This is a genomic window from Candidatus Poriferisocius sp. (genome assembly GCF_965219775.1).
Lineage (GTDB): Bacteria > Actinomycetota > Acidimicrobiia > Acidimicrobiales > Bin134 > Poriferisocius.
This window is the reverse complement of record NZ_OZ244793.1, coordinates 1,908,810-1,934,337: the sequence shown is the minus strand read 5'-3', so window position 1 is coordinate 1,934,337 and position 25,528 is coordinate 1,908,810. Positions and strand designations below refer to the sequence as shown.

The 25,528-nt window shown below is 70.0% G+C and carries 20 protein-coding genes; 11 read left to right on the top strand and 9 right to left on the bottom strand.

The window, feature by feature from the left end; genetic code table 11:
• Positions 1 to 83: 83 nt before the first annotated feature.
• Together ACOQPQ_RS08680 and ACOQPQ_RS08675 are read right to left on the bottom strand one after the other, a co-directional pair.
• Positions 84 to 3,710 (bottom strand): indolepyruvate ferredoxin oxidoreductase family protein, encoded by a 3,627-nt coding sequence (locus ACOQPQ_RS08680; RefSeq protein ID WP_420639045.1) that lies wholly within the window; start codon positions 3,708 to 3,710, stop codon positions 84 to 86.
• Positions 3,711 to 3,778: 68 nt separating this feature from the next.
• Positions 3,779 to 6,253: a CaiB/BaiF CoA transferase family protein gene (locus ACOQPQ_RS08675; RefSeq protein ID WP_420639044.1), complete on the bottom strand. Its 2,475-nt coding sequence runs from the start codon at positions 6,251 to 6,253 to the stop codon at positions 3,779 to 3,781.
• An 85-nt stretch (positions 6,254 to 6,338) separates the two neighbouring features.
• Between ACOQPQ_RS08675 and folE the strand changes: the two genes are divergently transcribed.
• From folE to lysS, 9 genes are all read left to right on the top strand, one after another.
• Entirely contained in the window at positions 6,339 to 6,926 is a 588-nt protein-coding gene (gene folE / locus ACOQPQ_RS08670; protein WP_420639043.1) for a GTP cyclohydrolase I FolE, read from the top strand.
• Positions 6,927 to 7,006: 80 nt separating this feature from the next.
• A complete protein-coding gene (gene folP, locus ACOQPQ_RS08665) occupies positions 7,007 to 7,804 on the top strand; it encodes a dihydropteroate synthase (protein ID WP_420639042.1) in 798 nt (265 codons plus the stop codon).
• Entirely contained in the window at positions 7,801 to 8,367 is a 567-nt protein-coding gene (locus ACOQPQ_RS08660) for a hypothetical protein (RefSeq protein ID WP_420639041.1), read from the top strand. Before folP ends, ACOQPQ_RS08660 begins: the two co-directional genes overlap by 4 nt.
• On the top strand, positions 8,360 to 8,773 hold the full coding sequence (gene folB / locus ACOQPQ_RS08655) for a dihydroneopterin aldolase (protein WP_420639040.1): 414 nt from the start codon (positions 8,360 to 8,362) through the stop codon (positions 8,771 to 8,773). The genes ACOQPQ_RS08660 and folB overlap by 8 nt, the downstream gene beginning before the upstream one ends.
• Before the next feature lie 57 nt (positions 8,774 to 8,830).
• Positions 8,831 to 9,310 (top strand): 2-amino-4-hydroxy-6-hydroxymethyldihydropteridine diphosphokinase, encoded by a 480-nt coding sequence (gene folK, locus ACOQPQ_RS08650; protein ID WP_420639039.1) that lies wholly within the window; start codon positions 8,831 to 8,833, stop codon positions 9,308 to 9,310.
• Positions 9,311 to 9,341: 31 nt separating this feature from the next.
• Positions 9,342 to 10,214, top strand: coding sequence for a pantoate--beta-alanine ligase (panC, locus tag ACOQPQ_RS08645; protein WP_420639038.1), 873 nt, complete (start codon positions 9,342 to 9,344; stop codon positions 10,212 to 10,214).
• Positions 10,201 to 11,151: a carboxylating nicotinate-nucleotide diphosphorylase gene (gene nadC / locus ACOQPQ_RS08640; RefSeq protein WP_420639037.1), complete on the top strand. Its 951-nt coding sequence runs from the start codon at positions 10,201 to 10,203 to the stop codon at positions 11,149 to 11,151. The genes panC and nadC overlap by 14 nt, the downstream gene beginning before the upstream one ends.
• 18 nt (positions 11,152 to 11,169) lie before the next feature.
• The gene (locus tag ACOQPQ_RS08635; protein ID WP_420639036.1) at positions 11,170 to 11,976 is read left to right on the top strand and encodes a type III pantothenate kinase; all 807 of its coding nucleotides are present in this window, start codon (positions 11,170 to 11,172) and stop codon (positions 11,974 to 11,976) included.
• Positions 11,937 to 13,376, top strand: coding sequence for a lysine--tRNA ligase (gene lysS / locus ACOQPQ_RS08630; protein WP_420639035.1), 1,440 nt, complete (start codon positions 11,937 to 11,939; stop codon positions 13,374 to 13,376). The genes ACOQPQ_RS08635 and lysS overlap by 40 nt, the downstream gene beginning before the upstream one ends.
• A 36-nt stretch (positions 13,377 to 13,412) precedes the next feature.
• Here lysS and ACOQPQ_RS08625 read toward each other — a convergent pair whose 3' ends face one another.
• Genes ACOQPQ_RS08625 through ACOQPQ_RS08600 form a run of 6 tightly spaced genes read right to left on the bottom strand, consistent with a single transcriptional unit; the run spans position 13,413 to position 20,656 of the window.
• Positions 13,413 to 15,320, bottom strand: a complete 1,908-nt coding sequence (locus ACOQPQ_RS08625) for an ATP-binding cassette domain-containing protein (protein WP_420639034.1) — start codon at positions 15,318 to 15,320, stop codon at positions 13,413 to 13,415.
• Entirely contained in the window at positions 15,317 to 16,204 is an 888-nt protein-coding gene (locus tag ACOQPQ_RS08620; RefSeq protein WP_420639033.1) for a branched-chain amino acid ABC transporter permease, read from the bottom strand. The genes ACOQPQ_RS08625 and ACOQPQ_RS08620 overlap by 4 nt, the downstream gene beginning before the upstream one ends.
• Positions 16,201 to 17,001 carry an ABC transporter ATP-binding protein gene (locus ACOQPQ_RS08615; RefSeq protein ID WP_420639032.1) on the bottom strand — a complete coding sequence of 267 codons (801 nt, stop codon included), beginning with the start codon at positions 16,999 to 17,001 and terminating at the stop codon, positions 16,201 to 16,203. The genes ACOQPQ_RS08620 and ACOQPQ_RS08615 overlap by 4 nt, the downstream gene beginning before the upstream one ends.
• A 12-nt stretch (positions 17,002 to 17,013) precedes the next feature.
• Complete coding sequence (locus tag ACOQPQ_RS08610; RefSeq protein ID WP_420639031.1) at positions 17,014 to 18,327, bottom strand: ABC transporter substrate-binding protein; 1,314 nt, start codon at positions 18,325 to 18,327, stop codon at positions 17,014 to 17,016.
• Between the two features lie 2 nt (positions 18,328 to 18,329).
• Entirely contained in the window at positions 18,330 to 19,193 is an 864-nt protein-coding gene (locus ACOQPQ_RS08605) for an alpha/beta fold hydrolase (protein ID WP_420639030.1), read from the bottom strand.
• Positions 19,181 to 20,656, bottom strand: a complete 1,476-nt coding sequence (locus ACOQPQ_RS08600; protein WP_420639029.1) for a pyridoxal phosphate-dependent decarboxylase family protein — start codon at positions 20,654 to 20,656, stop codon at positions 19,181 to 19,183. Before ACOQPQ_RS08600 ends, ACOQPQ_RS08605 begins: the two co-directional genes overlap by 13 nt.
• A 197-nt stretch (positions 20,657 to 20,853) precedes the next feature.
• Between ACOQPQ_RS08600 and ACOQPQ_RS08595 the strand changes: the two genes are divergently transcribed.
• Entirely contained in the window at positions 20,854 to 21,759 is a 906-nt protein-coding gene (locus tag ACOQPQ_RS08595) for a helix-turn-helix domain-containing protein (RefSeq protein WP_420639028.1), read from the top strand.
• A 72-nt stretch (positions 21,760 to 21,831) separates the two neighbouring features.
• Here the strand turns inward: ACOQPQ_RS08595 and ACOQPQ_RS08590 are convergent, their stop codons facing one another.
• Positions 21,832 to 22,827 (bottom strand): polyprenyl synthetase family protein, encoded by a 996-nt coding sequence (locus ACOQPQ_RS08590; RefSeq protein ID WP_420639027.1) that lies wholly within the window; start codon positions 22,825 to 22,827, stop codon positions 21,832 to 21,834.
• A gap of 184 nt (positions 22,828 to 23,011) precedes the next feature.
• Between ACOQPQ_RS08590 and ACOQPQ_RS08585 the strand changes: the two genes are divergently transcribed.
• Complete coding sequence (locus ACOQPQ_RS08585; RefSeq protein ID WP_420639026.1) at positions 23,012 to 25,528, top strand: ATP-dependent Clp protease ATP-binding subunit; 2,517 nt, start codon at positions 23,012 to 23,014, stop codon at positions 25,526 to 25,528.

The following is a 25,528-nucleotide window of genomic DNA, read 5'->3' as shown; positions in this document are numbered from 1 at the left end:
GCCTCGGCGAGGAGACCGGCCAACTCGAGGCTCGCTCGGATTTCTTCGCCAAGGCTCGGCGAGGGCGGGGGATCGGACATTGGTCAGGGGAGATTCTGGGTGAGGTGGGTGCGGAATTTCTTGACGTTGGCGATTTTGATGGTTTCGTAGCCGCGGACGAGGTCGGCGGCCTCGGCGATGGCCAGGGCGGGGGCGAGGCCGTCGGGGGTGGTGGCCGGGGCGGTGGCCGTGCGGAGGGCGGCCAGATACTCGTCCGGCAGGGCCCGCTCCACCCGGCGCACGTGGGCCCGGCCGAAGGGGTCGAACGGGGTGCCCCGCAGCTTCTTGCCCTTGGCCAGGAGCACCATGACCGGTCGCCAGCGGCCTGCGTGCAGGGCGATCTTGTTCTTGAAGCCCAGCGCCCGCAGCGCCGGTGGGTGGAGCCGCCAGGCCACCCGGTCGCCCGGTTGGGCCAGGTCGGCCACCGGGGCGTGGCCGTCACCGTCGAGCAGCAAGCGGGCCACCTCGTACTCGTCCTTGTAGGCGGTGAGCTTGAACAGACCGGCGGCCACCGCAGTGGTGAGCGCGGCCGAGCCGGGGTTGACTCGGCGTTCGACGGCGGCGAACTCCTCCACCTGGTCCAGGTACCGCTGGGCCAGCGCCTGGTTCTGGAACCCCACCAGCTCGGCGGCGTACAACGCCAGGCTGTCGGCCAACACCTCGTTCTCCTCGGCGATGTCGACGATCCGCTCGGCCAGATCGGGGGCCAACCCCGCGGGAGGGCCCGACGTCTCATCGGAGTCGGGTTCGGCCTCGGCTGCGGCGGTCTCCGGGTTGCGGCTCGCTTGGGCTGCGGCGGCGGCCTCCACCAGGGCCGGGTCGATGACCCACCACCGACCCCAACGGAAGGCGGACCGGTTCATCTCCACGGCCACCCCGTTGAGTTCGATGGCCACCTCCACCGCTTCGGGGGCGATGGGCAGCAACCCGGCCTGGATGGCCATGCCCACCACGAACACGTTGGCTCCCACGGCGTCGCCCACCAGCGCCTCGGACAGGTCGGTGGCCCCGGCCCAGTGCTGGGCGTCGGGCCGGGTTTCCGCCCGGACACGATCCAACAGCTCCTCGGCGGTGGGCATCGCGATTTCGGGATGGGCGGTCTTCTCTCCCGGCGGGGTCACGTCCAGCGACCCCACCACCGAGGTGCGCTCGGGATGGGCGGCGTTGAGGCCCACCGGCGAGGCGGCCACCAGCAGGTCGAAGGCCAGCAGTAGATCGGCCTGATTGTCGCTCAGCCGGTTGCTGCCCGATTTGGCCCCGTACTTGATGCGGATGTCGCTCACCACCGGACCGGCCTTCTGCGACAGCCCGATCTGGTCCAGTCCGGTCACGTTGGCCCCGTCGATCATGGCCGCGGTGCCGATGAGCTGGCAGGTGGTGACCACCCCGGTGCCGCCGATGCCGGTGATGTGTACGTTGCACTCGCCTTCCAGCATCACCGGCAAGGCGGGCAGCGAGTCGGGGGGCACGGCAACTCCGGAAGGGGGCCCCGCTCCGGCGGACAGAGCCCCCGCCCCGTTGGCCTCACGGGAGCGTCGTCCCCCCACCCGAGCGAGCCCGCTCGACCCCGCACGCCCCGCGGTCCGCAGGGCCCGTCGCCAACGGGTGACGGTCGGCCGGGTCACGGTGACGAAGGCCGGGCAATCCCCCTCCAGGCACGACAGGTCGATGTTGCAACTGTCCTGGTCGATGGTGGTCTTGCGCCCGAACGGGGTGTCGATGGGCTGCACCGACAGGCAGTTGGAGATCTCCGCGCAGTGTCCGCAGCCCTCGCACACCCGGTGGTTGATGGCCACCCGGGTGGGGGCGTCCTCGATGCGGCCCCGCTTGCGATCCCGGCGCAGCTCGGCGGCACACCGCTGGTCGTGGATCAACATGGTGACCCCGGACACCGCGGCCAGCTCCCGTTGCACGTCGGCCAGCTCGGTGCGGTCCCGCACCTCCACCGGGCGGGGCAGGTCCAGGCGGCGGGTGCGGGCCGGGTCGTCGGAGGTGATCACGATGCGGGCCACCCCTTGGGCCAACAGCACCCGGCACACCCGGTCGAGCGGGATCCCCCCGGCGGGATCCTGGCCCCCGGTCATGGCCACCGCCCCGTTCCACAACAGCTTGTAGGTGATGTTGACCCCGGCGGCCACCGCGGCGGTGACCGCCAGTTGCCCAGAGTGGAAGTAGGTGCCGTCGCCCAGGTTCTGCACCAGGTGCGGGGTGTCGACAAAGGGGGAGAGGCCGATCCACTGGGTGCCCTCGCTGCCCATGCAGGTGAGCCCGGTGATGTCGCCGTAGCGCTCCTCGCCGCCCAACAGGATCATGGTGTGACAGCCGATGCCCGCTCCCACCAGGGTGTCGGGGTCGGTGACCGTGCTGCGATTGTGGGGGCACCCCGAGCAGAAGTAGGGCTTGCGGTTGACCGACAGCGGGATGCGTTCGCGGGTGGGCGCCGGCGGGAGGAGCCGGTCCTGCAGGCGCACCAGGCGTTGGCGCAACGGTTTGAGGAGGTCGTCGGCGTGGAGGGCGCCGCTGCTGCTGACCAGCCGGTGATCGTGCTCGTCGAACTCGCCCACCACCAGCGGCCGGTGGGGGGCGTTGTAGAGGGCGTCTTTGACCAGCAGCTCCACGTTGGGGGTCTTCTCCTCGATGACCAGGATCTCCTCGAGGCCGACGGCGAACTCCCGGATGGTCGACGGGTTGAACGGCACCGGCATCCCCATGCGCAACATCCGGATGCCGGCGTCGGCGATGTCGGCGTCGTTGCGCAGCCCCATGATGGACAGGGCCTCCCGCACCTCCCAGTAGGTGATGCCCGAGGAGATGATCCCGATCCAGGCGTCGGGCGAGTCCACCGTGACCCGGTTGAGCCGGTTGAGGGCGGCGTACTCCAGGGCCAGACCGGTGCGGACCTCCACGATCTCCCGTTCGATGTCCAGGGTGTAGGGGGTGAGCAGGCGATGGTCGGGCTGGTGGTGGTAGGGGACACCGTCCAGCAGCGGGATCACCGGCGAGAGCGGCTCGGGGTCGAGGGCCACGTTGGCCGATCCGTCGGCCACGTTGGCCACGATCTTGAGGCCCACCCACAACCCGGTGGTCCGGCTCATGGCCACCGCGTGGCGGCCCAGCTCCAGGGTGTCGGCCGGGTCGCCGGGGTACAGCACCGGGATCTGCAGGTCGGCCAGCACGCCCGCCGAGGTGGACGGCAGGGTGGAGGACTTGGCGTTGGGGTCGTCGCCCACCAACAGGACGGCCCCGCCCACAGGGTGGGCTCCGGCGAACACCCCGTGGCGGATGGCGTCGGACGCCCGATCCACCCCCGGTGCCTTGCCGTACCAGAACCCGACCACCCCGTCATAGCGGGCATCGGGGCGGGAGCCCGCGAATTGGCTGCCCATCACCGCGGTGGCGGCGTACTCCTCGTTGACCGACGGGCGCAACACCACCGGCAGCTCGGGCGCATCCCTGGCCGCTCGGGCGAGGGCGGCGTCGAGACCCCCCAGGGGTGAGCCGGGATAACCGGCGGCAAAAGCCGCCGTGTTCAAGCCGGCCTCCCGGTCGGCCCGGAGCTGCACCAGGGGCAGCCGGGCCATGGCCTGGATACCGGTGAGAAAGACGGTGCCCCGGTCCTTGGTGTAGCGGTCGGAGAGCTGATAGCCGCGGGGGGATTCGATGGTCGTCATCTGCCGCCAGTCTAGGGGTCGGCCTGCGGGCTGATGTCGGGGAGTTGTCGACGGGGCGCCGAGGCCGCTCAGGTGGCCGGGGTCCGGGGGGCGAACACCGGGCGGGTGCCGATGATCTGGTCGGTCTCCAGGCGGGCCAGTTCGTCGTCGTCCAAGCCGAGCAGCCCGCCCAACACCTCGGCGTTGTGCTCGCCCAGGAGGGGGGCGGGACGGGAGAACCAGCGCTCGGGTTGGCGACCGAAGCGCATCGGCAGGGCGGGCAGGCGATGGGTACCCGCCAGCGGATGGTCCACCGCCTCGTAGAAGCCGCGGGCGTTGACCTGGGGATTGCGGTCCCCGCCCCGGCTGATCTCCAACACCGCGGCGGGCACGCCGAACGAGATGAGGCGATCCACCACCTCGGTGGACGACTGCTCGGCGCACCAGCGGCCCAGACGCTCGTCGAGGGCGTGGCGGGCGGCGAACCGATCAACCAAGGCCGCCGAGGCCGACAGCGCCTCCAGCCCCAGCTCGGGCACCGCGTCCAACAACCCCTGCCAGTGCCGGGTGGTCTCCACCGACAGGGCTACGTGCTCACCGTCGGCGCAGGGGTACACCCCTTGGGGGCAGGCGTCGGGGTGATGGTTGGTGTCTCGGGTCATGAGGTGGCCGGTGGCGGAGTACTCCACCACCTGTTCGGCGGCTGCGTTCAGGGCGGTCTCCACCATGGTGGCCTCCACGAAGCTGCCCTGGCCGGTGCGTTGGCGGGCGTGCAGGCCGCAGATGAAGGCGTAGGCGGCGTGCAGACCGGCCAACGGGTCGGACGGGCCTCGGGCCAGTTGGGGGGCGGTGTCTGCGTACCCGCTCAGCCAGCACATGCCGCTCACCTGCTCCATGGTCTGGGCAAAGCCCACCCGGTCGCGCCACGGCCCGTCGAGGCCGAAAGCGGGCATCCGCACCATCACCAGCCGGGGGTTCAGCCGGTGGACGGTGTCCCAGTCCAGCCCGAACTGGTCGATCACCCGAGGGGAGAAGTTCTCCACCAGCCCGTCGGAGACGGCCATGAGGCGGTGCAGCAGGGCCATGCCCTCGGGTCGGGTCAGGTCCAGGGTCACCGACCGCTTGCCCACGTTGGCGTGGTGGAAGGTGGGGCCGAACTCCCACCACAGATCGTCGGCCGGGGTGCGGACGGAGCCGAAGCGCATCCCGTCGGGCCGCTGCACCGATTCGACGTGGATCACGTCGGCCCCCAGGGTGGCCAGCACCAGACCGGCGTAGGGGCCGGCCCAAAAGGCGGTCATGTCCAGCACCCGGACCCCGTCGAGGGGAAAGGCGTCGGGCGAGGCGTCCGGATCGGGGGGCTCACGCCGGGCGTCGGGCGAGTCGGTCGGCTCGTGGGTTGGTGGGGGCGGTTGGGTCCGGGGCCTCGGGCCGGAGGTCGTCTCATCCAGCACCTCGACGTTGTGTTGGCCCAGTCGGGGGGCGGGTCGGAACGGCACCGACGGGTGGGACAGGTTGGCGTAGGGCACCCGGGGCTGGATGAACCCACCTCCGGGGTGGGACACGTACACCCCTCGCTGGGCGAACTGGTCGAGGTCGGGCAGATTGGCCCCGTTGCCGATGGGGGCCACCGGTATGCGCAACAGCACGGCCTGCTCGACAACCTCGGCGGTGGTGCGGGCCGAGGTCCATTCCCGGATGGCCTCGGCGATGGACGCCCCGGCGGCGATGCGCCCACCCATGGTGGACAGTTGGGGGTCGTCGGCCCACTCGGGGTGGCCCACCAGGACAGTGAAGTCGTGCCACTGCTGGCCGGTGAACACGCAGAACCCCACGAAGCCGTCCAAGGTGGGTTCGATCGACGGCACTTCCGGCAGGGCTCGGGTGTCGTACTCACCGGTGAACGACCGCCACAGGGTTTGCACGTTGGTGCAGGTGGGGGTGATGGTCTCCAAGAGCGACAGGTCCACGTGATCGCCCCGTCCGGTGCGCCGGGCCCGGCGCAGGGCCGCGGTGGCGGCCACCGCGGCGGTCACCCCGCCCATCCACTCCCCGATGCGGCCCCCGGCGTTGAACGGGATCCGCCCCGGCCGTCCCCGGGTGGCGGTCGATCCGGCGATGGCCATGAGGGTGAACTCGTTGGCCGGACGACGGCTCCACGGTCCTCCCCGGCCGAAGTTGGACACCGACACCATGGTGGCGTCGGGCCGCCGGTCGGCCAGCGCCTCCCACCCCAAACCCAGGGACTCCAGCCCGCCGGGCTCGGACCGCTCCACCACCAGTTCGGCGGTGGCGTACAGGTCCAACAGCCGGTCGCGCCCGGCCTCGGTGCGGTAGTCCAGCACCACCCCCCGCTTGGTGGTGTTCAGGAACGAGAACAACGGGCCACCGTCGCCCACGGGCGAGAACGACGCCGAATGGCCCCGCAGCGGATCACCGGCGGGCAATTCCACCTTCATCACGTCGGCCCCGGCGTCGGCCAGCAGCTTGGTGGCGTAGCCGCCGGCGATGCCGTGGCTCAGATCCACCACCCGAACCCCGTCCAGCGCCGGTCGCCCAACCATGAAATCGCCACGTTAGCGGCTGACCACCGCCCCGGAGCCCGACGAATGCCCACAAGGGCCGGCGGAGCACTACCGTTCGCGGCCGATGACCGATGCAAGCAATGGTGCCGTGGATCAGCCTCGGATCGAGGCCGCCGTCCGGGAGATTCTGGTCGCCATCGGCGAGGATCCGAGTCGCGACGGCCTGTTGGACACCCCGGCCCGGGTGGCCCGCATGTACGCCGAGATCTGCGAAGGACTGCACCAGGATCCCACCGCCCATCTGACCCGCCAGTTCGAGGCCGACCACGACGAGATGATCCTGGTGCGCGACATCCCCCTCTACTCGCTGTGCGAGCACCACCTCATCCCGTTTCTGGGCAAGGCCCACGTGGGCTACATCCCCAACCAGGACGGCTGCATCACCGGGCTGTCCAAGCTGGCCCGGGTGGTGGAGGGGTATGCCCGGATGCCCCAGGTGCAGGAGCGGCTCACCACCCAGATCGCCGACGCGGTGGAGACGGCCCTCAACCCCCGGGGCGTGCTGGTGGTGGTGGAGGCCGAGCACTTGTGCATGTCGATGCGGGGCATCCGCAAACCGGGGTCCAACACGGTGACCTCAGCGGTGCGGGGCCTGTTCCGCACCGACATCGCCACCCGTGCCGAAGCGATGCGGTTCATCGACCGCCGATGACCGCGGCCTCCGTCGAATTGGCGGCCCACCGCTAGGGCGGCCCGCGTCGGCGGCGGTACGGTGAGACGGTGGAGTCAGCCATGACACGACCGATGGTCATGGGCATCGTCAACGCCACTCCCGACTCCTTCTCCGACGGCAACCGCTACCCGACCCCCGACGCTGCCGTGGCCCGAGGCCTTCAACTCTTCGAGGAGGGGGCGGCCGTGGTGGATGTGGGCGGCGAGTCCACCCGACCGGGTGCCTCCCCGGTGTCGGTGGAGGAGGAACTGGCCCGGGTGGTGGACGTGGTGGCCGGCCTGTCGCCCCACGGCCGGGTCTCCATCGACACCACCAAGCCCGAGGTGGCCCGCGCCGCAGTGGGCGCCGGGGCCGATGTCATCAACGACGTGTCGGCATCGCTGCACGAGGTGGCTGCCGAGTTGGGGGTGACCTGGATCGCAGTACACCGACAGGGCACCCCCGCCACCATGCAGATCGCCCCCCACTACGCCGACGTGGTGGCCGACGTGAGCCAACACCTGGCTGCGGCACTCGAGCGGGCCCGGGCCGCCGGGGTGCCCGACGTGTGGATCGACCCCGGCATCGGTTTCGGCAAGACCACCGAGCACAACCTGGAACTGCTGGCCAACCTGCGACGGCTCACCGGCCTGAGCGCCCCGGTGGTGGTGGGGGCCAGTCGCAAACGCTTCATCGGGGAACTGCACGCCCGCAGCGACGGCCGCGGGAATGGCTCCGAGGGCGACGAGGTGCCCACCTCCGATCGGTTGGAGGGTTCGCTGGCCGCGGCCGCCTGGGCGTTTTCCCAAGGAGCGGCCGTGGTCCGGGCTCACGACGTGGCCGCCACCGTGGGGGCAATGAAGGTGGTGGCGGCGTGAAGGGCAAGTGGGCGGAGGGCATTTGCCCGAGGAACTTCCGCTGGATCATGAAGGGCCGATTGGCCATCTGCGAGCGACCCGGTGGCCGAGGGGAGAGCCATCGCCGGGTTCGGCGCACCGAGGAGATCCTGTGGATTCGCGAGCAGGGCTTCACCCGAATCGTGTCGCTGATCCCCTCCACCCACAACCTGCACAGCTACACCGAACAGAATGTGGCCTGGAGCCACTGGCCCCTGGCCGACAACGAGGACTACCCCACCCGCCTGGGACCGCTGTACACCGAGATGCACGGGCTGTTGAGCCAAGGTGAGAAGCTGTTGGTCCACCGACGGCGGGTGGGCGACGAGGTGTGCGGGTTCATGGCCGGCTATCTGCTGTGGTCGGGCATGGTGGCCACCGAGTCGCAGGCCGTGGTGGTGACCGAGAAGATGACCGAACGTCCGTTCGGGGCGCTGGGGCGTCACATGGTGAACATCTCCGCCGGACTGCCCAAACCGAAGGCTCGACTCCGGTTGGTGGAAGACCCCGAGAAGGCTGACAGCGGCCCGTCCGGAGATGACTGAGCACCGCCGCGCGGGCCGGGCCGGGGAGGAACCGGTGACCACCGGGGATCGCCTGGTGCTGCGGGGCCTTCGGGTCATGGCCCTGTGCGGGGCGCTCCTCGAGGAGCGGGACCGGGTGCAGCCCTTCGAACTGGATGTGGACATCGGGGTGGATCTGGCCCCGGCCGGTCGCTCCGACGAATTGGGCGACACGGTGGACTACGGGAGAGTGGGCGACGCCATCGTGGCCGCGGCCACCGGCGAGCAGTTCACCTTGATGGAGGCCATGGCCCAGCGGGTGGCCGAGGCCTGCTTGGCCGCCGACCGGCGCGCGGGCTGGGTGGCGGTGGAGGTGCGCAAGCTGCGGCCTCCCGTGCCCCACCCGCTGGCCGCCAGCGGTGTCCGCATCACCCGTCACCGTGGCTGACCGGGCGGGCGCCGCCGCGGCCGGCCGAGCCCCGCACCGGCACCGGGGGCCGGCGGTATGACCAGGGCGTTCTTGGGTCTGGGAACCAATTTGGGCGACCGGCTGGGTCATCTGGTGACCGCGGTGGCCGCCATCGAGGACGCCGTGGCCGTCTCGGGGGTGTACGAGACCGACCCGGTGGGGGGTCCCGATCAGGGTCGGTACCTCAACGTGGTGGTCGAGTTGGACACCCGGCGGTCGGCCCGGGAGTTGTTGGCGCAGGGCCAGGCCCTGGAGGCCGACGCCGGGCGAGTGCGGGAGGTGCGGTGGGGTCCCCGTACCCTGGACGTGGATGTGCTCTGGGTGGACGGGGAGACGGTGGACGAGCCCGACCTTGAGGTGCCCCATCCCCGCATGTTCGAGCGGGCGTTCGTGATGGTGCCGCTGGCCGAGCTGGCCCCCGACCTGGCCGGCGGCTGGGCCGGTGATCACGACGGGGTCCGGCGGCTGGGGGACTGGCAAGAGCTGGTGGCTCGGGGCCTGGAGGCGGGATCGTGACCACGCCCTGCGAGCGCCCCGGGGCGGGTCGATGACCGGCGGGACCGACATCGCAGTGGTGGAGCGGGCGGCCGAATTGTGGCAGCACGTCGAGGGAGTGCGGCGGGCCGGCGGATCGGTGGGCCTGGTGCCCACCATGGGGTATCTGCACGAGGGGCATCAGTCGCTGGTGGCCTGTTCGGCCGCCGACAACGACGTGACGGTGGTGAGCATCTTCGTGAACCCCCTGCAGTTCGCCGAGGGGGAGGACTACGGCACTTATCCCCGGGACCTGGACCGGGACCGGGAGCTGTGCGCCGCCGCTGGGGCCGATCTGGTGTTCGCCCCGTCCACCGAGGAGATGTACCCGCAGGCCCCGATCACCTCGGTGGTGGTCCAGGGACTCAACTCGATCCTGGAGGGCCGGTACCGGCCCACCCACTTCGACGGGGTCACCACCGTGGTGGCCAAACTGTTCTCCATGCTGGGGCCGGGTCGGGCGTACTTCGGGGAGAAGGACTACCAGCAGCTTGCCATCGTCCGGCGGATGACCGCCGACTTGTCGCTGCCGGTGGAGGTGGTGGGGTGCCCCACCCTGCGGGCCCCCGACGGGCTGGCCCTGTCCAGCCGAAACGTGTACCTCACCCCTGAGGAGCGACCGGCGGCCACGGTCCTGTGGCGTTCGCTGCAGGCCGGGCGAGACGTGGTGACCGCGGGAAGCCGGGATCCCGACGAGGTGGAGGCGGCCATGGCCGCGGTGGTGGCCGCCGAGCCCCTGGCCACCGCCGACTACACCGCGGTAGTGGACGCCACCACGCTGGCCCGCCCCGAGGTGCTGGCCGGCGAGCTGCGCCTGCTGGTGGCCGCCCGCCTGGGGCGGGCCCGCCTGATCGACAACCTGGGGGTCGACGGTGACCCGGCCTGAGCCCGTTTCGACCACTCCCCCCGAGCGTGACCCCTACGCCGACGGGGTGAGGTCCAGCGTGGATCCACCGGCCTCGGCCGTACATGCCGCGGTGGAACTGGCGTTGGCCGAGGACGTGGGCCACCCGGGCGACCTCACGTCGTTGCTGTTGCCACCGGCCACCATGACGGCCAGGATCGTGGCCCGAGCCGCAGGCAAGCTGGCGGGGCGGGCGTGCGCCACCGAGGTGTTCGCCCAGGTGGACCCGGCGGTGTCGGTGTCGTGGCAGGCCAACGACGGCGACCCGGTGGCGGCCGGCCAAACGCTGGCCACCGTTCGGGGGCCCCAGGCCTCGGTGCTCACCGCCGAGCGCAGCGCCCTCAACTTCCTGAGCCACCTGTCGGGGATCGCCACCGAGGTGGCCCGGTACGTGGCCGCAGCCGCGGCGGCGGGGCCCGCCGGGGCCCGCATCCGCGACACCCGCAAGACCACCCCCGGTTTGCGGCTCCTGGAGAAGGCGGCGGTGCGGGCCGGGGGCGGCCACAACCACCGCATGGGGCTCTCCGACTGGGTCATGTTCAAGGACAACCACCTGGCCGACATGACCATTGCCGACGGGGTGGCCGCCGCCCGACAGCGTTGGCCCGACCGCCCGGTCTACGTGGAGTGCGACCGCATCGACCAGGTGGACGACGCCCTGGCCGCCGGCGCCGACGCCCTGTTGCTCGACAACATGACGCCCGAACAGGTGCGGGCCTGTGTGGCCCGAACCGCCGGGCACGACTGCCTGCTGGAGGTGAGCGGGGGGATCACCCCGGAAACGGTGGCCGAGTACGCCGCCACCGGCGTCCACTACGTGTCGGTGGGCCGCCTCACCAACTCGGCCCCGGCGTTGGACATCGCCCTCGACGTGGACGAAGCTCCCCGCACGGCTTCAATCGCCCCGAGCCGCGATTGAAGCCCATCGGGAGTTCACATGCTGCTGGCGCTCGACATCGGTAACACCCAAACGGTGGTCGGACTGTACGAGGCCGAGCGCGTCGAGGATTGTCGGGCCGCCGACGGGCTGATCGAGCACTGGCGGCTCACCACCGTCCACGAGCGCACCCCCGACGAGGTGGCCGTGCTGCTGCGCAGCCTGCTGGACAGCGTGGGGGTGGACATGGAGGCCGAGCTGACCGGGGTGGCGGTGTGCTCGGGGGTGCCCCGAGTCCGCGAGAGCGTGCGGATGATGGTGGAGCGCTATCTGGAGTTCGAGCCGGTGGTGATCGAGCCCGGCACCCGCAGCGGCATCCCCATCCTCTACGACAACCCCCGGGAGGTGGGCGCCGACCGCATCGCCAACGCGGTGGCGGCCCACCACCTCTACGGGGGTCCCGCCGTGGTGGTGGACTTCGGCACCACCAACAACTTCGACGTGATCTCCGAGGACGGTCAGTTCCTGGGCGGGGCCATCGGACCGGGCATCGAGGTCAGCCTGGACGCCATGGTCGGTCGGGCGGCCGCCTTGGGGCCGGTGGCGCTCACCGAGCCCCGCAGCGTGATCGGCAAGACCACCATGGAGTCGATCCAGTCGGGGGTGATCTACGGCTTCGTGGCCCAGATCGACGGCATGGTGGGCCGCTTCTCGGCCGTGCTCGACGGCGAGGTCGTGGTGGTGGCCACCGGCGGCCTGGCCCATCTGATCGCCCCGCTGTCGGAGACCATCCAGTACACCGAGCCCTACCTGACCCTGCACGGGCTGTGGCTGGTCCACCAGCGCAACCAACGAGACGAGCGGTGACCCCTCCCTACCGCTTCGAGACCACCGCCACCGCCGCCGACTGCCGCCAACGCCACGGCGACATCGAACCGGGCACCGAGACCGGCCAAAAGGTGGTGGTGGCCGGTCGCATCATGCTCCGGCGGGTCCAGGGGCGGCTGGCCTTCGCCACCCTGCAGGACGCCACCGGTCGCATCCAACTGTTCGCCCCGGCCAAGGTCACCCCCGACCACGAGGGGTTCTGCGCCTTGTCGCTGGGGGACTGGGTGGGGGTCACCGGCGAGGTGATGAAGACCCGCACCGGGGAGCTCTCGGTGAGGGTGGAACAGTGGGTGCTCCTGGCCGAGGCCCGGCGGAGCTTCCCCGACAAGTGGCACGGGTTGAGCGACCCCGACACCCGATTTCGCCAACGCTACGTCGACCTGTGGGTGACCGAGGAGGCCCGGGAGACGTTCCGGTTGCGGTCGGAGATGATGGCCCGGACCCGCCGGTGGCTGGAGGACCGGGGGTTCATCGAGGTGGAGACCCCCGTGTTCCACCCGGTACCCGGCGGCGCCCTGGCCCGCCCCTTCGCCACCCACCACAACGCCCTGGACATGGAGCTGTATCTGCGAATCGCCCCCGAGCTGTACCTGAAGCGGCTGGTGGTGGGCGGCCTGGAGCGGGTGTACGAGATCGCCCGGGTGTTCCGCAACGAGGGCCTGTCCACCCGGCACAATCCCGAGTTCACCATGCTGGAGCTCTACTGGGCCTACGCCGACTACGGCGACATCATGGAACTGGTGGAGCAACTGGTGGCCCATCTGGCCGTGACCCTCAAGGGCGACACCACCTTCACCTACGGCGGGCGCCAACTGGACGTGACCCCCCCGTGGCGCCGGGCCCGGCTCACCGATCTATTGGCCGAGCACAGCGGCCTGGAGGTGGACCTTGACACCCCGGTGGCCGAGTTGCGGGCGCACTGCGCCGCCCGGGAGATTCCGGTGGAGGACCGGTGGGGGCCGGGCAAGCTCATTTTGGAGCTGTACGAGAAGACCACCGAGGCCGAGCTGTGGGGGCCGGTGTTCGTGTGCGACTACCCCCAAGAGGTGTCGCCCCTGGCCCGGGAACACCGGGAGCGCCCCGGCTGGGTGGAGCGCTTCGAGGCCATCGTGGCCGGGCGGGAGTTGGCCAACGCCTTCAGCGAACTCACCGATCCCGACGAGCAGCGCCAACGCTTCGAGCAGCAGGCGGCCGACAAGGAGGCGGGCGACGCCGAGGCCATGGCGGTGGACGCCGATTACCTGCGGGCGCTGGAGTTCGGGCTGCCCCCCACCGGCGGCCTGGGCATCGGCATGGACCGCCTGGCCATGCTGTTGGCCGACGCCCCCAGCATCCGCGAGGTGATCCTCTTCCCCACCCTGCGCCCCGAAGCCCCCTGAGTTCCCCACGAGGGCTCGGTTGACGGGATTGGGTGGTCACCACCCGTCGCCGGTGTAGGCCGCTCGCACTGCGGGGTTCGTCCGGATCTCGGCCACCGTTCCCTGGGCGATGATCGTTCCTTGGTCCAGGCAGTACACCCGATCGCAAATGGCGGTGATGAAGGCCAGGTCGTGGTCGATGATCACCACCCCACAGCCGATCCGGGTGGCGATGGCTCGAATCTGTCCCACCATCTGCTGGGATTCCGCCTCCGAGAAGCCCGACGTCGGCTCGTCGAGCAGCAAGAAGCGGGGGCGCGAAACCGCCGCCCGGGCCAGTTCGAGCCGCTTGGACGAGCCGTAGTCGAGACTCCGGGCCCTGGTACCGGCCACGTGGCCGAGCTGATTCAGCTCGAGCATCTCGGCGGCCAGAAGCCGGGCCTGGGCGGCCGAGGCGCCGTGGGCCAAGGCGACGACCTCCACGTTCTCCCGGACGGTCAGGTCCCCGAACAGGCGGAGGTTCTGGAAGGTGCGGGACAGCCCGGCTCGGGACCGCCGGTAAGGGGCCAGGTGGTCCATCGGCCGCCCGCCCACCGCCGTGCGGCCCGCCGCGGTGGGCACCAAGCCGCTCATGACGTTCACCATGGTGGTCTTGCCCGCGCCGTTGGGCCCGATGAGGCCGCATATCTCGCCTCTGGCCACCGCCAGGTGGGCATCGGACAACACCACCAGCTCGTCGATCTTGTAGGTGACGTCGACCATCTCCAGCCGATCCTGGCCGGCGCTGCCCGGCAGCGGGCTCACCGCCGGTCCGGTCGGGTCGCCGGTGGACGGGGATCGGCCCTGGGCCCGATTCCCGTTGAACCGGCGCAACAGGTCGGTGATCTCCCGGTCGTGCAGCAACCCGTTGGGCCGCAGGATCATGAATCCCACCATGGCCAGGCCCAGGCAGATGTCGGTGAGGCCCGGCCGGATCACCACGTCGAAGGGGCCGGGGTCCACGTCGGGCCCCGACAGGGTTCGGGTGCCCTCCATGAGCGCGGTCACCACCACGGTGCCCACCACCGCGCCGGTCACGCTGTTGCGTCCCCCCACCACCAGCATGGTCAGCGTCAACAGGGTGTAGTCGACGAAGAACCGCTCCGGGGACACGGTGCCGGTGAGCCAGACCCGCAAGCATGCGCCCACCGCCACCAGCGCCACGGAAGCCATGAGGGCGGCCATTTGGTGGCGAGCCGGATTGACGCCCAGCGCCCGGGCGGCCAGATCGTCTTCCCGACCGGCTCGGGCCAGCCGACCGAAGCGGGATGATCGGTAGAGGAGGGCCACCACCAGCGCCAGGCCGAAACCGGCGTAGGCGTGGGAGCGGCCGGCCATGGCCGTGCCCGGACGGAAGCTGATCCCGCCGCGATTGCCACCGGTCAACTGCGTCCAGTTGATGGCCACCTCGTAGGCGGCGAACAGCACGGCCAGGGTGATCACGGTGGCGGCGATGTCTCCGGTGGAGGTGCCCGACCGGATCATGCCCAGGCCGACCACGAAGGCCACCACCAGGGCTATTGTCACCGCCACGGCGATGGCCGCGTCGACGGGGAGCGAGGCTTCGGACGCTCCGAACGGGGCGTCGCCGATCAGCCGCTGTTTCCACTCCACGTCCACCGCCAAGACGGCAAAGGCGTAGCCCGCCACTGCGCCGAAGCCCACGTGTCCGAACGACAGGACTCCGGTGTTTCCGATGAACACCTGCATGCCCACCACCACCGTGGCGTTGATCAGCAGCGTGGTGAACAGCGTGTCCCGGGCGGCACCTCCGCCCGCGGTGTAGGCGAATCCCAGGCCGGCCACCGCGGCGAACAACACCGCGGCGCCGACCAAATCGACCAGGGCCTGCCCCGCTCGCCCCGTCCCCGGAGGCGTCCCGGGCCACCCGACTCGCCCACCGGCGGGGCCAAGAGCCGTGTTCATGGTCGGGTCGATGATCCGACCGTCAAGAGGCCCGAGGGTCGGAAGATGAACAGGACGGCCACCGACACGAAGATCACTGCGTTCACCATGCCGTCGGCGCTGTCGGGCAAGTGGGTCACCAGCAGGATTTCGGCCAGGCCCAGCAGGAGGCCTCCGATCACCGCCCCCTGCAGGCGGCCCAGCCCGCCGATGAGGGCGGCCAGCACCCCTTTCAGCATGGGAATGAGACCGGCCGACGGGGCGGCCCGCCCGGTTCTCATCAACAGGAACACCGCGGCGATCCCGGCCAGCAATCCGGCGAGGGCGAACGCCGCCCGGATCACCAGGTTGGAGCGCACGCCCAGCAGCCGGGCGGTGTCGAAGTCCTCGGCCGCGGCCCGGATGGCCATGCCGTACACGGTGCGCTGCAACAGCCAGACCGTGAACCACAAGCCGGCCCCCGCCGCCGCAATGGTGGCCAGGTCGATCACCTCCAGGCGGACGCCGCCCACCGACACGGTGGCGGTGATCCAGCCGGGTCGGGGGAACTGCCTCGATGAGGCCGACACGAACATCACGAACGCGGCCTGCACCACGAAGTGGACGCCGAAGGAGGTCAACAACATGGTGAAGTCGCTGCTGGAACGCACCCAACGGAAGGCCACGAACTCCACCAGCACCGACGCCCCGACGGCGCAGACGACGATGGCCGGTGCCAGCATCCACCAGGATGCGCCGGTGAGGGTGAGGCCGTAGGCCACGTAGGCGCTCACGGTGATCAGCTCCCCGTGGGCGAAGTTCACCATGCGCATGACCCCGAAGATGAGGCCCACACCCAAGGCGATCAGGGCGTACTCGCCGCCCCGGCCCAACCCGTCCACCAACTGCTGGACCAGTTCCGTCACGGCAACGGCCTTTCGACGGGGTTCGCCGGGTCGGTGCCCAGAAACGACTCGAACAGATCGTCCCGGGCGGCGAAGTGCCGGGCCGGTCCCCGGTCGGCGATCCGCCCGGTGCGGATGATGCAGGCCGAGTCGGCGGCGGCCAGGGCCCGCCGGGCGTTTTGCTCGACCACCATCAACGTCATGCCGCTGCGCTTCAGCTCACCGATGAGCTCGAAAACCCGGGTGGCCATCATGGGGGCCAGCCCCAGCGTGGGCTCGTCCATCAAGAGCAGCTCCGGCGACGCCATCAGGGCCCGAGCGATGGCCAACTGCTGGGCCTCGCCGCCCGACAGCACCCCCGCTCGTTGCGAGCGCTTGCGACCCAGCACGTCGAACCGTTCGATCAGCTCGTCGGCCCGGATGCGCCGCAGTCGGCGGGGCAGGAAGCAGGCCCCCATCAGCAGGTTCTCCTCGACCGTCATGGTGGTCAGGATCCGGCGATGCTCGGGTACCAGGGCGATGCCCAGGCGAACCCGCTGCTGGGGGGCCAGCCCGGTGATGTCCCGCCCCCGCCAGCGGACTCGGCCTCCACTCGGAGGGTGCAGCCCGATGATGGCGTGCAGCAGGCTGGTCTTTCCGGCCCCGTTGGGACCGATGAGCGCCACCGTCTCACCGGACCCAACCGACAGGGAGATGCCGTAGAGGGCCCGAATCGGCCCGTAGGAAACCTCGACCGATTCCACGGAGAGCAGCTCGTCGGCCACCGGTCGGTCCCCGTGGCCGTCGGTGTCGATGCCGAAGAGACTGCTGACCGTCACGTTGCCCCCGGCCTACTCGAAAGTCTCGTACACCTCGGCCAGCGAGGGCCCGCCGTCGACCACCTCGTGGACGTACACCGGCGTGTTCGGGGTGCCGCCCCCTCGGTAGGTGAGCACGCCGGTCAGCCCGTCCACGCCGGTGCCCGCGATCATGGCCTCCCCCACGGTGACGGGATCGAGGGAGCCGGTTTCGGTGACCGCTTGGGCGATGACCAGGATCGAGTCGGCGGCCAGCGCGGCGTACGAATCGCTCTCCAGCACCGAGCCCTTGGCCTGCTCGAAGGAGTTCAGGAACCGGACCATGCGGCCGTCGGGCGCGGGGAAAGTGTGTGAGGTGTGGAAGACGCCCTCCACCCCTTCGGTGAAGTAGCCGCCGGTGGCGGTGAAGGCATCGGCCACCAGCATTTCGGACTCGACGCCGGCTTCGGCCAACTGCCCGCCCAGGATGGCCACCTGGAAGGCGATCAGCGCCGAGTAGATCACGTCGGGCTGGGGTTCGAGGGCGGCGATCTCGTTCACCTGGGCGGAGAAGTCGGTGGTCTCCACCGGGACGAAGGGGTAGTCGCCCAGCACGTTGCCGCCGAGGGCTTCGTATTCCTCGGTGAACACCTCCACCAGGTAGCCGAAGTACGGACCGGGGACGCTGAACGTGGCCGCGGTCTGCCATCCCCGATCGAGGGCGAACCGGGCGGCCGCCTTGGCTTGGGCCGTGTCGGTGAACGAGGCCAGCAGGCTGAGCTGCGCGGGATCGGCCAGCAACGGCTCGGTGGACGACACCGAGATCAGCGGCACCTTGCCCGCCGTCACCTGCAGGATGGCCTGGTTCACGTCGAAGAAGGCGGGACCCAAGATGGCGGTGACGTCGTCGTCCAGCAGCTCCTGGGCCACCCGACCCGCGGTCTCGGGGTCGCCTTCGATGTCGCGGATCACCATCTCCACCGGGCGTCCGTCCACCCCGCCGACACAGTTGACCAACTCCACGAAGTACTCCGCCGCCTGGGATCCGGGAATGTCCACGAAGCCCCCGAGTTCGGAGAAGTCGGCGGCGTAGCCGATCCGCAGGGTGTCCCCCTGGGGGGCGGGTGCGCAGTCGTCCAGATCAGCGGCCAGCACCTCGTCCACGTCCAGCGGTCGACCGGTCGACGCCGCCGTCGGCGGGGCCTCGGCCGGGGGTGGGGCCTCGGCCGTCGGCGTGGCCTCCGTCGTCGCCTCGGTCGGTGGGTTGGTGGCCACCGGGGTGGGCGAGCTGGTGTCATCGTCGTCGCCGCAGGCGGCGGCGAGCAGGCACAAGCTCACCAGGATGGGTAGTAGTCGTTTGCCGAACATGGTCAGTCCTTTCCGGGGCTGGGATTGGCAGTCGAGGTGCCGATCAGGAAATCGAGCACCAGTTGGTTGAAGCGGTCCGGGTTCTCCACGAACATGAAGTGGTTGCCCCCTTCGTGGCCACCGATCACCTCGAAGCGGGCACCGGGGGTCTGCCCGGCGGCCCACTTGGTGGCGGTCATGGGCACAAAGGAGGCTTCGCCCGCGATGTAGAGGCTGGGACGGTTGATCCGGGGCAGCACGTCGCGCCAGTCGGCCAGGATGTCGGAGAAGAACTCCCGAGCCGACAGGGGTCCGGGCATTCGCCGGTTCTCCTCCAGGATCCAGGCCTTGTCCTCGGGCGTGATGGATTCGGTCACCATGTGTTCGAGCAACGACGGCATGATCTGCGCCTCGGCGCCGTTGGCCAGACCGTTGAACAACTCGAAGAAGTCGGCTGCGGGCATGGTCGAGCCGTAGTCGGCCACCTGCTCGTCGGTGAAGGCGGGATTGTGCACCGGGTGGGTGCTCATGTCCACGAACACCGCCCGGTCGATCCCGTGGCCGCAGAAGAGGTCGAAGTACGACCACAGCACGCAACAGCCCATGGAGTGGCCCAGCACGTGGGCTCGACCGTCGGCCACGTCGGCGATCAGGGTGTGGAGATCCATGGCGTGGCGGGACATGCGGTAGCCGTGGTCGGGCGCCTCCGAGTTGCCGTGGCCCCGGGGATCGAGGGCCAGCACCCGGAAGTGCGGACGGAAGGCCTCGATCTGGCGTCCGAACAGCGCGGCGGTCTGGTTCCACCCCGGCAGCAGCACCAAGGCCGGCCCGCTCCCGGCTTCGATGTAGTTGAGGCGGACGCCGTCGTTGGTGGTCACTGTTCCCATGGGTTCTCCTCTCGGGGGGTGGGCGGCTCGGTGGCCAGGTGCTCCTGAATGCAGGCCCACAGCCGGTCCAGGTCATGGCGGGTGGTCCAGGTGGCGCCGATGGCCACTCGCAGGTAGGGCCGTCCGTCGATCTCGGAGACGGTCACCAGGAAGCGACCGCTGCTGTTCACGGCTTGGGCCAAGGCCAGCGTGGCTGCGCTCCCGGCGGTGTGGGCGAACGACACCAGGGCGAACGGCGTGGGGGCGATGCGGTGGAGTCGGGGATGGCGGTCGATGCGCTCGGAGAGCTCGGTGGCCCACTGGGTGTGGCGGCGGATGAGGCCCCGGAGTCCCTCGGCGCCGAAGGCTCGGAGCACGAACCAGAGCTTCAAGGCCCGGAAGGGCCGACCCAGGGAGATGTCCCAGTTTCGGTAGTCGATGACGTGGCCCGATCGGGAAGCGTCGTTGTGCAGGTAGGGAGGTTCGATGCCCATGGCCCGGTTGAGCGGCGTGCGGTCGGCCACCCACAACACCGAGCAGTCCAGGTTGGTGGCCAGCCACTTGTGGGGGTTGAAGGTGTAGCTGTGGGCCCGGTCGATCCCGTCGAGATGAACGCGGAACTCCTCGCAGATCATGGCCGATCCGGCGTAGGCCGCATCCACGTGGTGCCAAAGGTGGTTGGCGTCGGCGACGCGTCCGAATTCGCCGATGGGATCGACGGCGGTGGTGCCGGTGGTGCCCAACGCGGAGACCACCACCGCCGGTACCAGGCCCAGGAGACGGTCCCGTTTGATCGCCTCGGTGAGGGCCTCCGGCGTGGCCGCGAAGTGTTGGTCCACCGCCAGCGACCGCACCCGGGTGAAGCCGGCCAGGCGGGCCCCCTTCTCCACCGAGGAGTGGGCCTGACCGGAGGCGTAGACGGTCATCTGCTCCACGTCGGCGCCGGTGCGCCGGCGGCAGTGGTCGCGAGCGGCGATCAGGGCAACCAGGGTCGATGTGGATGCCCCCGAGGTGAGGACGCCCCCACCGGCGGAGGTGGTCTTCCACCGCTGGGGCAAGCCCATCAGGTCGACCAACCAGTCGAGCACGTGGGACTCCAACTCGGTCAGTGCCGGGGATGTGGCCCACATCATCCCCTGCACCCCCAGTCCGGCCGCGGCCAACTCCCCGAGCACCGAGGCGGGGGAGGACATCGCCGGGAACCAGGCGAACCAGCCCGGGTGTTGCCAGTGGGCCAGCCCCGGTCGGATCACGCGGTCGAGGTCGGCCAGCACCGCCGAGAACGGCTCGGGGGCCTCGGGTGCGGCCGCGGGCAGTTCAGCCCGGACCTCGCCGGGGGCTACCGCCGCGCCCACCGGGTGTCGACTGAGATCGGCCAGGTACCGGACAATCCAGTCCACCAGAGCGTGCCCGTTGCGGCGGAACGCCTCGAGATCCAAGGGGTCGGCCGGGGTTTCGGGGAGCAGTTGAGGGGCGATGGCCATCGAATGCCTCGTGTGGTGTGCGGGTGACCCCCATGGCATCCGGCGGGGAGGGGGTGCGCAATCCCCTGGCGGCCCGGCGGCATCCAACACGCGGCCCCCGTTGTCCGCTTTGCGCACAACTTGCCGAGTCGGACCGGATTATCCGTTTTGCGCACAGAGTTCTTGGGTCCGAGCCGGCGTGCGATTAGGTTCACCTCATGCGCACGGGTGCCTGCCTGCAGCAGTACTCCAGCATCGACGCGCAAGCCGAGCAGCTCACCGGGTTCGACCAGCACTACGAGCAAGTCGACTCGGGGGCCTTTTCGGGGGCCTTCATGTCGGTTGACGGCGACCGGGTGGGCGTGTTCATCGAGCGCACCAACCGGGCCCTGCACCAGTACGGGGCCGGTCCCGACGATCAGATCAGCGCGGTCGTGTTGTTGGAGTCCCCCAACGGCACGATGTCCAACGGCGCCCCCTTCGGGGTGGAGGACGTGCTGCTGGTGGGGCCGGGCGGGTCGTACGACGCGGTGGTCGGCCAAGAGGCGGTGCCCGCGGTGTTCAGCCTCTCATTGGCGTTGAGTCCGGCATTGCCGTTGCAGCGGTTGGCCGCCCGGCTTCAGGGCAAGGTGCGGCTGGTGTCCGACAGCGCGCTCAGTCATCGCTTCCGGAGCACCGCGGCCGGGGTGTTGCGGTCGTGGGACGCGTCCCAACAGTCGGCCGAGGTGCCGGTGGAGGTTGTGCAGGGGTTGATGTTGGACCTGCTGACCACCCCGGCGGCCGCGGGGGGCTCCTCGTGTCGCAACCTGGAACTGTTTCGGCGCACCAAGTCCATCATGGTGGACAGCCTGCGGGAGCAGATCGCCATCTCCGAGGTGGCCTCCCGAGCCGGGGTGTCACGCCGCAGCATCGAGCAGGCCTTCCAGGACAGCGTGGGGCTGAGCCCGAGTCGCTTCCGCAAGCTGCTCCGACTCAACAACGCCCGCCGACTGTTGGAGCAGGGAAGCCACCGGGTGACCGAGGCCGCCATGGACAGCGGCTTGTTTCACCTGGGGCGGTTTTCCGCCGAGTACTTCGACCTGTTCGGCGAGCCTCCTTCCCACACCGCCCGCCGCAGCCGCTGATTCCTGCTGGGGGGCCTCGCCTCGGCGTCGGGGGTCGTTCCGAGCGTGGGGAGGTACCGGCGGCGCCGGGGGTCAGCGGTCGCCGAGGGGGACTCGGGCTCGTTCGATGAGGTGGTCGGTGGCCACCTGCAGGGCGGCGGTGGCCGTGGTGGGGGCCAGCGAATTCAAGCTGGCCGACGCCTGGTGGACGTAGTGGCGGGCCACGTCCAGGGCCTCCTCCACCCCGCCGCTGGCCCGCACCAATTGCAGGGCGGAGCGTACGTTGGCGTCGGAGGCCGCCCCGCCCAGAAGCTCCGTCAATTGGGGGCCACACGGCGAGTCCAGGGCCCGGATGACCGGCAGGGTGTAGATCCCCTCGTGCAGATCGTTGCCCGAGGGCTTCCCCAGGTGCTCGTCGGTGGCCACGATGTCCAAGATGTCGTCCACCACCTGGAAGGCCAGGCCGTAGTAGCGGCCGAATTCGGTGAGGGCGTCCACCGTGACCCGATCCAGCCCGCCCACCAGGCCGCCGATCCGACAGGAGGTGGCCAACAAGGAGGCGGTCTTGCCCTCGATGGAGTCGGTGTAGGAGGTCTCGGAGCGGGCCGGGTTGCCGGTGTCCTGCAACTCCCGCACCTGACCCTCGCACAGCTTGCCGATGGTGGCGGCCAGCAGCCCGGCCACCTCGGTCCCCAGCGAGGCGGCCAACTCCGAGGCTCGGGCCAACAGGAAGTCACCCGCCAGGATGGCCCGCAGATTCCCCCACTTGGCGTTCACGCTGGCCACGTTGCGACGCACCTGGGCCTCGTCCATCACGTCGTCGTGGTACAGCGAGCCCAGGTGCACCAACTCCACCGCCACGCCCCCGGTGAGCACGTCGTCGGTGGCCGGTGTGGGCGGATCCTGGCCGATGGCGGCCGCCGCGATCACGAACCCCGGGCGCACCCGTTTGCCCCCGGCCCGGATGAGATGACCGGCCACCTCGGTGAGGAACGGGTCCTGGGTTTGCACCGACGCTTCCAGCCGCAACTCCAGCCGATCCAGGTCGCGCCCCATGGTGGGGACCAAATCGAGGGGGCTGCGAGCCACGATCCCAGCGTAGTGCGGTGATGTCGGTTTTCCCCATCCAGGTCGGGGCCCGCCGGTGCGGGCCGGGGGGTGGGCGAGGCCTTGGGAACGTGGTTTCGGGCGGGGGATGGTTACACTGCCAACTGAACCCACAGTGGGGAGCCTCCGAGGGAGCCCCACCGGGAGAGTGCCTTGGGAGATTGCCGTGTTCGAGAGATTCACTGATCGAGCCCGCCGGGTGGTCGTGCTGGCCCAGGAGGAAGCCCGCCTGCTCCACCACAACTACATCGGCACCGAGCACATCCTTCTGGGCCTGATCCACGAGGGCGAGGGGGTGGCGGCCAAGTCGCTGGAGTCGCTCGGCATCTCCCTGGAGGCGGTGCGCAACCAGGTGGAGGAGATCATCGGCCAGGGCGGCTCGTCACCATCGGGCCACATCCCGTTCACCCCCCGGGCCAAGAAGGTGTTGGAGCTGTCGCTGCGGGAGGCGTTGCAACTCGGCCACAACTACATCGGCACCGAGCACATCCTTCTGGGCCTGATCCGAGAGGGCGAGGGGGTGGCCGCCCAGGTGCTGGTCAAGCTGGGGGCCGATCTGTCACGGGTGCGCCAACAGGTGATCCAGCTCCTGTCGGGATTCGGCGGCCCCCAGGGATCGGGGTCCGGGGAGAAGGCCACCACCTCCCCCGGCGGCAGCGGGGACAGCAGCGCCTCGGGATCGCTGGTGCTCGACCAGTTCGGCCGCAACCTCACCAAGCTGGCCAAGGACAGCGGCCTGGATCCGGTGATCGGTCGCCAGCGGGAGACCGAGCGGGTGATGCAGGTGTTGTCCCGGCGCACCAAGAACAACCCTGTCCTGGTGGGCGAGCCCGGCGTGGGCAAGACCGCCATCGTGGAGGGCTTGGCCCAGAAGATCGCCGCCGACGACGTGCCCGAGACCATCAGCAACAAGCAGCTCTACACCCTGGACCTGGGCGCCCTGGTGGCCGGCTCCCGCTACCGGGGGGACTTCGAGGAGCGGCTCAAGAAGGTGCTGAAGGAGATCAAGACCCGGGGCGACATCATCCTGTTCATTGACGAGCTGCACACCCTGGTGGGGGCCGGAGCCGCCGAAGGGGCCATCGACGCCGCCTCCATCCTCAAGCCCATGCTGGCCCGGGGCGAGTTGCAGACCATCGGGGCCACCACCCTGGATGAGTACCGCAAGCACCTGGAAAAGGACTCGGCGCTGGAGCGCCGGTTCCAGCCGGTGAAGGTGGAAGAGCCCACCATCGCCCACACCATCGAGATCCTCAAAGGGCTGCGGGACCGCTACGAGGCCCACCACCGGGTGACCATCACCGACCAGGCCCTGGTGGCCTCGGCCAACCTGGCCGACCGTTACATCTCCGACCGCCATCTGCCCGACAAGGCCATCGACCTGATCGACGAGGCCGGCTCCCGACTGCGGATCAAGCGGATGAGCACCCCCAGCGACTACAAGGACTTCGAGAACCAGCTCTCCCAGGTGGTCACCCAGAAGAAGAACGCCGTGGAGCAGCAGGACTTCGAGGAGGCCGGGCGGCTGCGCGACAAGGAGAAGGAGCTGCTGGCCGGCAAGGAGCAGATCGAAGAGGAGATCCGGGCCAAGGGCGTGGAGCTGTTCGACGAGGTGGACGAGGAGGCGGTGGCCGAGGTGCTGTCCATCTGGACCGGCATCCCCGTCTACAAGCTCACCGAGGAGGAGACGGCCAAGCTCCTGCGCATGGAGGATGAGCTGCACAAGCGGGTGGTGGGCCAGGAGGACTCCATCAAGGCGGTGTCGCAGGCCATCCGCCGCACCCGGGCCGGGTTGAAGGACCCCAAGCGGCCCAGCGGGTCGTTCATCTTCCTGGGCCCGTCGGGGGTGGGCAAGACCGAGCTGGCCAAGACGCTGGCCGAGTTCTTGTTCGGCGACGAGCAGGCGCTCATCTCCCTGGACATGTCCGAGTACATGGAGAAGCACACCGTCAGCCGGCTGGTGGGCTCGCCGCCCGGCTACGTGGGCTACGAGGAGGGCGGGCAGCTCACCGAGGCGGTCCGCCGCAAGCCCTTCTCGGTGGTGCTGTTCGACGAGATCGAAAAGGCCCACCCCGACGTGTTCAACACCCTCCTGCAGATCCTGGAGGAGGGTCGCCTGACCGACAGCCAGGGCCGGTCGGTGGACTTCCGCAACACCGTGTTGATCATGACCTCCAACCTGGGAACCCAGAGCCTGCGCAAGGCCAACCTCGGCTTCACCAAGGCCGACGAGGCCATCACCTACGAGCGCATGAAGGAGAAGGTCACCGACGCCCTGAAGGACCACTTCCGTCCCGAGTTCCTGAACCGCATCGACGAGGTCATCGTGTTCCACGAGCTGACCCAGGAAGAGGTGACCAGGATCGTCGACCTGATGATCAAGCGCCTGCAGAACCAGCTCGAGGCCCAGGGCATCGGGTTGGAGCTCACCGAGTCGGCCAAGGTGCTGTTGGCCCTGCGGGGTTACGACCCCACCCTGGGGGCCCGACCGCTGCGCCGGGCCATCCAGCGGCTGGTAGAGGATCCCCTCTCCGAGCGGCTGCTGTGGAAGGAGTTCCGGGCCGGGGAGACGATCCTGCTCGACGCCGAGGACGATCCTGACGAGCCGGGCTCGCAGCGGCTCAGCTTCCGGGCGGTCGAGGGCTTCGAGCCGCCACCGGTGGAAGAACTGGCCGGCGCGTAA